The organism is Pseudorhodoplanes sp. (assembly GCF_035565855.1).
GTDB lineage: Bacteria > Pseudomonadota > Alphaproteobacteria > Rhizobiales > Xanthobacteraceae > Pseudorhodoplanes.
The window spans coordinates 1-9601 of record NZ_DATMRX010000360.1 but is presented as its reverse complement, the minus strand read 5'-3'; the positions used below and the strand labels follow the sequence as shown (position 1 = coordinate 9601).

Sequence of the window (9601 nt, the reverse complement as noted above, 5' to 3'; positions counted from 1 at the left end):
CGGCATCGGGCGATCTTGGTGTGCGCGTCGTGAACGGCGGCGCCAGTGTCGACTTCGTTCCGATCAGCGTAGTCGAGGACGATCAGAATCATATGTGGGTCGCCGGCATTCCGGACGGGGCGCGCGTGATTGTGCAGGGCCAGGATTTCGTTCGCGAAGGCCAAAAGGTGGTTGCAGTGCCTGCCGAAGTCGCGGTGGGCGCGGCTCGATAATTTCTCTCGGCTCTCCTCCTGAAGAGGCGGCGAAGCCGCCGTCTTGAAGGACGAGGGCCGCCCCATCCTTCGAGGCGCGCCTTTGGCGCTCCTCAGGATGAGGCGGATTGAGGATGATTTGATGTTCAAGCTTATCGATTACGCCATCAGCCATTCGCGGCTGACCATTGCGACCCTGATCTTCCTGCTGCTCGCGGGCTTTGTGTCCTATCGCACGATCCCGAAAGAGTCCGAGCCGGACGTCAAGATCCCGATCATCTATGTGCAGCTCACCCAGCGCGGCATCTCGCCGGAAGATTCCGAGCGGCTTCTGCTGCGCCCGGTCGAAACGCAGCTGAAATCGGTCGGCAACGTCAAGGAAATGCGGTCCACCGCGTTTGAAGGCGGCGGCTATGTGCTGCTTGAATTCGAGGCCGGCTTCGATTCCAAGGCGGCGCTCGCCGATGTGCGCGCCAAGGTCGATCAGGCCAAGCGCGATCTGCCGCGCGACGCCGACGAGCCGGTGGTGACCGAGGTCAATCTGTCGCTTTACCCGGTGCTGGTCGTCGCGCTGTCCGGCGATATGCCGGAGCGCTCGCTTTTGCGCATCGCGCGCAATGCCAAGAACGTGATCGAGCAGGTGCCGGGCGTCCTTTCCGCCGAACTGCGCGGCTCGCGCGAGGAGGCGGTCGAGATCATCGTCGAACCGATGCTGCTGAAGAGCTACGGCGTCTCGCTCGACCAGCTCATCTCGACCGTGAATGCCTCGAACAGCCTGATCGCCGCCGGCGCATTGGAAGGCGGCACCGGCCGCTTCGCCGTGAAGGTGCCGGGCCTGATCGAGAAACCGCAGGACGTGCTGAAAGTCCCGGTGGCGGCAACGTCGGGCGCTTCGGTTACGGTCGGCGATGTCGCGCAGGTCAAGCCGACATTCAAGGACGCGGCCTCGATCACCCGCGTCAATGGCCGATCCGCCATGACCATCGAAGTGTCCAAGCGGACCGGCGCGAACCTGATCGAGACCGTGGACGGCGTGAAAGCCGCGGTTGAAAAGCTCAAAGCGACCTGGCCTGCGTCGGTGCAGGTCACGTTCACGCAGGATAAGTCGAAGGTCATCCGCCAGATGCTGGCGGACCTGCAGAACGCGGTCGCGACCGCCGTGCTGCTGGTCGTGGTCATCATCCTGTTCGCGCTTGGCTTCCGCGCCTCCTTGTTCATCGGCATCGCGATCCCGGCGTCGTTCCTCGCGGGTGTGCTGGGGCTGCATCTCGCAGGCCTCACCATCAATATCGTGGTGTTGTTCTCGCTCATCCTCGCGGTCGGCATGCTGGTCGACGACGCCATCATCGTCTCGGAATTTGCCGAGCGGCGGATGGCGGAAGGCATGCCGCCGAAGGAAGCCTATTCGCTCGCAGCCAAGCGCATGTCCGGTCCGGTGATCGCGGCGACCGCAACGCGCGTCGCCGCCTTCTCGCCGCTTCTGTTCTGGCCGGGCGTGGTCGGCCAATTCATGAAATACATGCCGATCACCCTGATCGCGACGCTGTCGGCTTCGCTTGTGGTGGCGCTGTTCTTCACACCGACGCTCGGCGCGTTGCTCGGCCGGGCGGCGCCGGTCCCGCATGACGAGCGCGCCTCCGACCGCGGCCCCTATATGCGCATGGTGAAGCTCGCGCTGCGCCATCCCGGTGCGACGCTCGGCCTTGCCTTCGCGCTCCTGATCGCGGTGTCGATGGCCTACGGCAAGCTCGGGCGCGGCGTCGAATTCTTCCCGAGCGTCGAGCCGGATTACGGCCAGGTCATCGTGCATGCGCGCGGCAACATCTCGCTGGAAGAGAAGGACCGCGTGCTCGCGCGGGTCGAGAAGGACGTGCTCGGTTATCCGGGCATCCGCACCGTCTATACCCGCGTCGGCGAGCAGCCGCGCGGCTCGAACGAGATCACCGAAGACACCATTGGCGTGATCCAGTTCGAATTCGGCGACTGGCAGCACCGCGAGCCCGCCAGCAAGATCATGGATGCGATCCGCGCCAAGACCGCGGACATTCCCGGCGTACTGGTCGAAGTGACCGCGCCGCGCGCAGGCCCCCCGACCGGAAAGCCGATCCAGGTGCAGATCGGCGCGCTCAATCCGGAAGTGCTGCCGGGGGTGGCGAAGCAGGTGGCGGGCATTCTGTCCAAGCGCAGCGACATCCGCGACCTCGACGACGGATTGCCGCTGCCCGGCATCGACTGGAAGATCGACGTCGACAAGGCGGAAGCGGCGAAATACGGCGCCGGCCCCAACACGGTCGGCACCGCGGTGCAGCTCGTCACCAACGGCGTGAAGGTCACCGAATATCGTCCGGCCGACAGCGACAAGGCGGTCGATATCCTTGTGCGCTTCCCGAATGACCGGCGCAGCCTCGACCAGATCGACGAATTGCGCGTGCAGACGCAATCCGGCCAGGTGCCGATCGGCAATTTCGTCAAGCGGATGCCGGCGCCGCGCGTCGGCTACATCAATCGGGTCGCCGGCAACCGGGTGATGACGGTCTCCGCCAACGTCGCCGAAGGCGTGCAGAGTGCCAAGGTGCAGCAGGAGATTCTTGCCGAGCTAGCGAAGACCGATCTCGGCGCCGGCGTAACCTTCAAGATGAAGGGCGAGGACGAAGAGCGCGCGAAGGCCTCGGCCTTCCTCATGAGTGCGTTCGGCACCGCGATCTTCCTCATTTTTGCGATCCTGCTCGCGCAGTTCAACCGGCTGACCTCGGTGTGGCTGGTGTTGAGCGCGGTGATCCTGTCCACCATCGGCGTCCTCGTCGGGCTTCTTGTGATGGCGCAGCCGTTCGGCGTGGTGATGACCGGCATCGGCATCATCGCCAATGCGGGCGTGATCGTGAACAACAATATCGTGCTGATCGACACCTACGATCGCCTGCGGCACGAGGGCATGGCGGCCTACGAGGCGATTCTCGAAACCTGCCGCGAGCGTGCGCGCCCGGTGGTGCTGACCGCGGGCGCCGCCATTCTCGGCGTATTGCCGATCGCGTTCGGCGTGAATCTCGACTTCATCCTGCGCGAGGTCACGGTCGGCGCGCCAGCGACGCAATGGTGGATTTCGCTGTCGACCGCGATCGTGTTCGGGCTTGGTTTTGCGACCATCCTGACGCTGGTCGTCACGCCGGCCGCGCTGATGCTGATCGCCAACGGCGCCGAGTGGCGGGTCGCGAAAATGGCGAAGCTGCGCGCGTGGTGGAAGGGAAGGAAAGCGGCAGCGGCGAATTGAGCGCGGCTGCTTGATCCTGGCGGGGGCTCGATCTCCGTTCGTCCCCGCGAAAGCGGGGACCCGGAATCCTGTCAGTCGGGGAGGCATCTGGATTTCCGGGTTCGCATGCGCCCCGGAATGACAGCCTAAAGCGTCGCTTCCACCGCGCGGCGCAGGTCGGCCGAGACCTTGGGCCGCACGCCGTAGAACGCCTCGAAGGCCGGCACTGCCTGATGCAGCAGCATGCCAAGACCGTCGACCGTGATGTTGCCGCGTTTGCGCGCGGCGGCGAGGAGCGGCGTCTCCAGCGGATTGTAGACGATGTCGGACACCATCGCGCTCGTCGGCAGAGCATCGAGCGCGATGTCGAGCGGCGGATAGCCGACCATGCCCTGGCTCGTGGTGTTGACGAGCAGTGCCGCGCCGGACAATGCGTCGCTGCGGCTCTCCCACGGCACAACCTTCACCCGTGACGGATCGATTCCGGCAAGCTCCTGCGCGCGTTCCAGCGTGCGGTTGGTCAGCCGGACCTCGGTTGCGCCGTCATCGAGCAGCGACACCACGATGGCGCGTGCCGCGCCGCCGGCGCCGAGCACGACAGCGGGCCCGCTGCCGGCTTTGAAATCCGGGGTCACATCGCGCAGGCTGGCGAGAAAGCCATAGGCGTCGGTGTTGAAGCCCGACAGCGTGCCGTCGTCCTGTACGACAACGGTGTTCACCGCACCGATCCGCGCCGCTACGGGGTCGACGCGGTCGACCAGCTTGAGCACGCCGAGCTTGTGCGGGATCGTCACGTTGCAGCCGGAGAAACCGAGCGCGCGCAGCCCGCGGATCGCATCGGGCAGCGCGTCCGGCTTGACCGGCAGCGGCAGATAGGCGCCGCGGATGCCATATTGTGAAAGCCAATGACCGTGAAGCACCGGCGATCGCGATTGCGCGACCGGCCAGCCGATCACACCGGCCAATTTGAAGGATTGCGGTCCAGCCATGATTGCAGATAACGGAACAAAGACGTTTCGATCTTGTATGCGAGTTTGCGCCCCAAGGTAACAGGCGAAGGCATGAATAAATCGATCACCAAGGGCGCGAGCGCCATCCAGATCCGCATGGGCGGATACGGCCCGGCTTCGACCGGATTCAGCAAGGCGCTGAAATTCATGGGCGACCGGCTGAGCGCGGAGTTCGGTGATGCGGTCGACATCAAGTATGTCTGGAACATCATGGATTTCGGCTATCGCTCGGAGGACATCCTCTGGCTGGTCGAATCCGGCGTGCTGTCGCTCGGCTATCAATCGTCGAGCTATCTCACCGACCGGGTGCCCGAGCTTGGCCTCGTCGATCTGCCGTTCCTGTTTGCCAACCGCGATCAGGCGCGCGCCACCATGGACGGTGAGCTCGGTCAAAGGCTCGTGCAGGCCATCGAAGACAAGGTGGATTACCGGATCGTCGGCTGGTTCGAAAACGGCTTTCGCCACATCTCAAACCGGCTGCGGCCGGTGCGCAGCCCGGCCGATCTCGCCGGCATGACCATCCGCGTGCTGCCGAGCGAAATCCAGAAGCGCACCTTCGCCTTGCTCGGCGCATTGCCGCAGCGGCTCGACCTGACCGAAGTTCTGGAGATGATCGTCGCGGGAACGATCGATGCGCAGGAAAACCCGCTCGCCAATACCGTGACCTATGGCGCGCATAAATATCATCGCTTCCACACGCTGACCGGACACTTCTACATCTCGCGGCCGATCTTCATCTGCCGCGCGCAATTCGATGCCTGGCCGAAAGCCTTGCAGGACGCGATGCGGCGCGTCGCGGCGGAGGCCGTGGCGTACCAGCGCGCCCTTGCCATCGAGGAGGAGCGCGAAGCGCGGCGCGCGATCGAGGACGAAGGCTGCCAGATCGAAGACCTCACGCCGGACGAACACGCAGCCTTTGCGCGCGCTGTGCATCCCATGATGGCCGATGCGCAGGAGACCTACGGCGATTTGCTGCGAATGGTGGCGCGATAAACTTTCATATCGCGAAACCAAACTTTACCATCTCGAAAAAGCCTTGACTCGGCTCCTCAGCCGCCGTTTTCTTCCGGCAATAAAAAACAAGCTGCCAAGGGGGAACGCCGTGTCCGACACTGCCATTGGCTCGATTCCCGCTGCTTCCGGCGTATCGAACGGAAGCGCGAAGCTGTCGAACGGAAGCGCGAAATCCCCTCACCGCGGGAGCATCCAGTCGGTCGACCGCGCATTGTCGCTTCTTGAATCGCTCGCTGAGGCCGGTGGCGAGGCCTCGCTGACCGACCTGTCCCGCCGCACCCACCTCAACGTGTCGACCTGTCATCATCTGCTGTCGACTCTGGTGAACTGGGGCTATGTCGCCAAGGTGCCGGGGCGGCGTTCCTACGCGCTCGGCGCGCGGGTGCTCTATCTGGGGCATGCCTGTCTGCGTCAGGTCGATCTGCCGCGCCGCGCACAGGCCCATATCGATCGCATCAATCAGGTCACCGGCGAGAGCGTCCATGTCGCGGTCCTGCAGGCCGACAACATCATCACGCTGGTGAAGCGCGAGGCGCGCCATGCGGTGCGCGTCGATTCCGGCATGCTCGGCCGCAACGATGCGCCGCACGCCACCGCGACCGGCAAGGCGATGATCGCCTGGGTTCCTGAAGACCAGATCAGGCGCATGCTGCCCGATGGGCTGAAGCGGTTCACCGACAAGACCATCGTCGACTTCGATACGCTGATCGAAGAATTGCGGCATGTCCGGCGCAACGGCTTTGCCATGGATCGCGAGGAGTTTCAGCCGGGCGTGATCTGCGTCGGCGCGGCGATCCGCGATCACGCCGGCGCCGTGGTCGGTGCGATCAGCGCGTCGACCCCGACGATGCGCGCCACCGAAGAACATCTCGACCTGATGCGGCGCGAGGTCATCGCTGCCACCAAGGCGATGTCGGCCGAGCTTGGCGAACCGGGTTCGCTGCAGCCGATCGCGGCGGTCGAATAGACACTGTTTTCTTGATGGAGAGTGGGCGATGTACGCACCTGCGGGCGTGAAAACCAGCGCGGATTTTCCGATCCCCGATACGATGAAGGCCTGGGTGCTGGGCGAGCCCGGCGAACTCAAGTTGATCGACAAGGCCGTGCCGGTGCCGAAAAAGGCCGAGGTGCTGGTGCGCATCGACGCGGTTGCGATCTGCGCCACCGATCTCGAGATCATCTATCACGGCCCGCCTGCGATGATTCAGGGCGGCATGCCGTTCAACAAGAACTTCACGCCGGGCCATGAATATATGGGCACGGTGGTCGCGCTCGGACCGGGCGTCGACGAATACAAGATCGGCCAGCGCATTACGGTCGAGATCCATGCCGGCTGCGGGCAATGCAAGCGCTGCCGCGAAGGCATGTATACCTCGTGTCACAATTACGGCCTGAACTACGGCGACGTCGACAAGGGCCACCGAGCCAACGGCTTCACCACCGATGGCGGCTTCTGCGAATACCAGGTGAACCACATCAATACGCTGGTCGGCATTCCCGACGACATGTCGGATGAGGAGGCGACCCTCGTGGTCACCGCGGGCACCGCGATGTATGGCCTGACCGAACTCGGCGGCCTCGTTGCCGGTGAAAGCGTTGTGGTGACGGGACCCGGCCCGATCGGTCTTCTCGGCGTTGCGGTCGCGAAGGCGTTGGGTGCGCAGCCGGTGATCCTCACCGGCACGCGCGACAATCGCCTGCAGATCGGCAAGGAACTCGGCGCCGATCACGTCATCAACATCCGCAAGGTGAATGACGTGGTGCAGGCGGTGAAGGATGCCAATGGCGGCAAGGGCGTCGATTATGTCATCGAATGCTCGGCTGCGCCGAACGCGGTCAACGAAGCGCTGAAGATGGTCAATCGCGGCGGCAAGGTTTGCCTCGCCGCATTCCCGCACGGCGAAGCGCCGGTCGATATCGCGCATATCGTCCGCAACAACATCTACGTTTACGGCATCCGTGGCGAAGGAAAAACCGCAACGCATCGCGCCGAAGCGTTCATGAAGCAGAAGCGCTTCGACGCGACGAAGATTCACACGCATACCTTCCCGCTGGAGGATCTGCCCACCGCGATCCGCTACGCCAAGGATCGCGTCGAGGATGCGATCAAGGTGGTGGTGAAGATGAAGCCGGGCGCCGCGCAGAAGATCGCGGCGGAGTAACACCGCGCAAGCGGCGCATTTCTTCCCTCTCCCCTCGGGGGAGAGGGTGCCGAAACGCCGAAGGCGTTGAGGCGGGTGAGGGAGGGGGGCACAGTCTCCCGCCACCGTCTCACCCGGCTCGGACCTTAAGGTCCTCGCCGACCCTCTCCTGAAGGGGAGGGACAACGGAGCAAGTGGCGACCATGCTTCTCTGCGACGCATATCTGACGCCGAAGTCGCTCGACGAAGCCTTCGATCTGATCGAGGCGCATCGCGGGCGCTATCGGCTGGTCGCCGGCGCCACCGATCTCCTGCCCTGGGCGCGCGAGGGTCGCGCCGGCGACGTGCATATCCCGGTGCTGATCGACATCGCCAGGATTCCGCATTTGCGCGAAGGCACCGTCAGCGAAAGAAGCGTGCGCCTCGGCGCGGCAACTCCGATCCAGCGCTTTCTCGATGATGCCACGCTCGGCCGCGCCATGCCGGCGATGCCACGCTGTGCGATCTGGTTCGCCGACGATCAGCTCCGCGAAGCGGCAACGATCGGCGGCAATGTGGTGAATGCCTCGCCCGCCGCTGATGGTGTGCCGCCACTCGCCGCGCACGCTGCGGTGGTCGAGCTTGCAAGCCGAAAACATGGCCGGATCGAAACGCGGCGCCTTCCGATCGCCGATTTCGTAACCGGCCCCGGCAAGACGGCGCTGGCCGAGGACGAGATTCTCGTCGCGATCGAATGCGCGGCGCTCCAAGGCTATGGCGGCAGTTTCGAAAAGGTCGGGCATCGCCGGTCGCTGGTGATCTCCACAGTTTGCCTCGCCGCCCTTGTGAAGCTCGACGATGACGGACGTCGTTTCGACGATGTCCGCCTTTGTCTTGGCGGGATCGGCCCGGTGCCGGACCGGCTGCGTGATGTCGAGCAATTCCTGAAGGCGGGACTGGTCGATGCAGAACGGCTCGAGCGGGCCGCCGAGATGCCGGTGAGCCTTGTGCGCTCGCGCACAAGGCAGGATTACCGCCGCGACGTCGTGCGCGGCTTCATGCTGCGCGGGCTCGTCAATGCGGCGCGGCGCGCGGGAGCCGAGCCCGATCTGTTCAGCGCAGAACTGGAGGCCGCCTGTGCCTGACATGCGGATCGAAGCCGTCGTCAACGGGCGCAAGATCGCGCGCAGCGCGCAGCCCCATCAGCGTCTGCTCGATTTCCTGCGCGACGAGTTGCAGCTCACCGGCAGCAAGGACGGCTGCGGCGCCGGCGAATGCGGGGCGTGCTCGGTCTTCGTCGACGGTGTGTTGATGAAGTCCTGCATGATGCCGGTCGGCAAGGCGCAGGGCGCGAGCATCGAAACCGTCGAAGGGCTGGCGCAGAAGGGCGATCTCTCCGTTCTGCAGAAGGCCTTCCACAAGACCGGCGCCAGCCAGTGCGGTTATTGCATTCCCGGCATGGTGATGGCCGCGACCGCGGCCTTGCGTGCCAATCCGTTTGCCGACCGCGAGGAGATCAAGGAGCGGCTCGGCGGAAACATCTGCCGCTGCACCGGCTATCAGAAGATCTTCGATGCGGTCGAGCTGGCGCGCGACGTGCAGAACGGCCGGTTGCCGGCGACTGCGCTCGCCGAAGCCGATGTGTCCGAAGGCAAGTTTATCGGCGCCAATGTCCGCCGCATTGATGCGCCGAGCAAGGTATCGGGCGCGCTCAGATATGCCGGCGACATGACGATGCCGCACATGCTGCATATGCAGGTGCTGCGCTCGCCGCACCCGCATGCGCTGATCGAATCGATCGACACCTCGGAAGCCGAGGCGATGGAGGGCGTCGAAGGCGTCATCACCTGTGCCGATGTGCCGGGCGAGGACGGGTTCGGCGTGTTCGTTCACGATCAGCCGGTGATGGCGCGCGGCAAGGTGCGTTATGTCGGGGAGGCGGTCGCCGCCGTCGCGGCGGAGGATCTCGTCACCGCGAGGCGCGCCCTGGCGAAGATCAAGGTCGCGTACAAGCCGCTG

7 protein-coding genes and 1 pseudogene are annotated in these 9601 nt (G+C 64.6%); 7 read left to right on the top strand and 1 reads right to left on the bottom strand.

The annotated features are described in order from the left end of the window. Both VN004_RS20560 and VN004_RS20555 read left to right on the top strand, forming a co-directional pair. Positions 1-212 (top strand): annotated as a pseudogene (locus tag VN004_RS20560) (efflux transporter periplasmic adaptor subunit); the annotation flags it as partial. A 121-nt stretch (positions 213-333) separates the two neighbouring features. Further along, positions 334-3459: an efflux RND transporter permease subunit gene (locus VN004_RS20555; protein WP_325614037.1), complete on the top strand. Its 3126-nt coding sequence runs from the start codon at positions 334-336 to the stop codon at positions 3457-3459. A 125-nt stretch (positions 3460-3584) separates the two neighbouring features. Here VN004_RS20555 and VN004_RS20550 read toward each other — a convergent pair whose 3' ends face one another. Then, positions 3585-4427, bottom strand: coding sequence for a shikimate dehydrogenase (locus tag VN004_RS20550; RefSeq protein WP_325614036.1), 843 nt, complete (start codon positions 4425-4427; stop codon positions 3585-3587). Positions 4428-4499: 72 nt separating this feature from the next. Between VN004_RS20550 and VN004_RS20545 the strand changes: the two genes are divergently transcribed. The 5 genes from VN004_RS20545 to VN004_RS20525 all read left to right on the top strand — a co-directional run. Beyond that, complete coding sequence (locus VN004_RS20545; protein ID WP_325614035.1) at positions 4500-5441, top strand: TRAP transporter substrate-binding protein; 942 nt, start codon at positions 4500-4502, stop codon at positions 5439-5441. Positions 5442-5550: 109 nt separating this feature from the next. Further along, positions 5551-6429, top strand: coding sequence for an IclR family transcriptional regulator (locus VN004_RS20540; protein WP_325614034.1), 879 nt, complete (start codon positions 5551-5553; stop codon positions 6427-6429). 28 nt (positions 6430-6457) lie between these two features. Continuing rightward, positions 6458-7624, top strand: a complete 1167-nt coding sequence (locus tag VN004_RS20535; protein ID WP_325614033.1) for a zinc-dependent alcohol dehydrogenase — start codon at positions 6458-6460, stop codon at positions 7622-7624. Positions 7625-7806: 182 nt separating this feature from the next. Further along, positions 7807-8727: an FAD binding domain-containing protein gene (locus VN004_RS20530; RefSeq protein WP_325614032.1), complete on the top strand. Its 921-nt coding sequence runs from the start codon at positions 7807-7809 to the stop codon at positions 8725-8727. Position 8728: 1 nt separating this feature from the next. Then, positions 8729-9601: (2Fe-2S)-binding protein (locus tag VN004_RS20525; RefSeq protein WP_325614038.1), on the top strand; the 873-nt coding region annotated here is incomplete at its 3' end.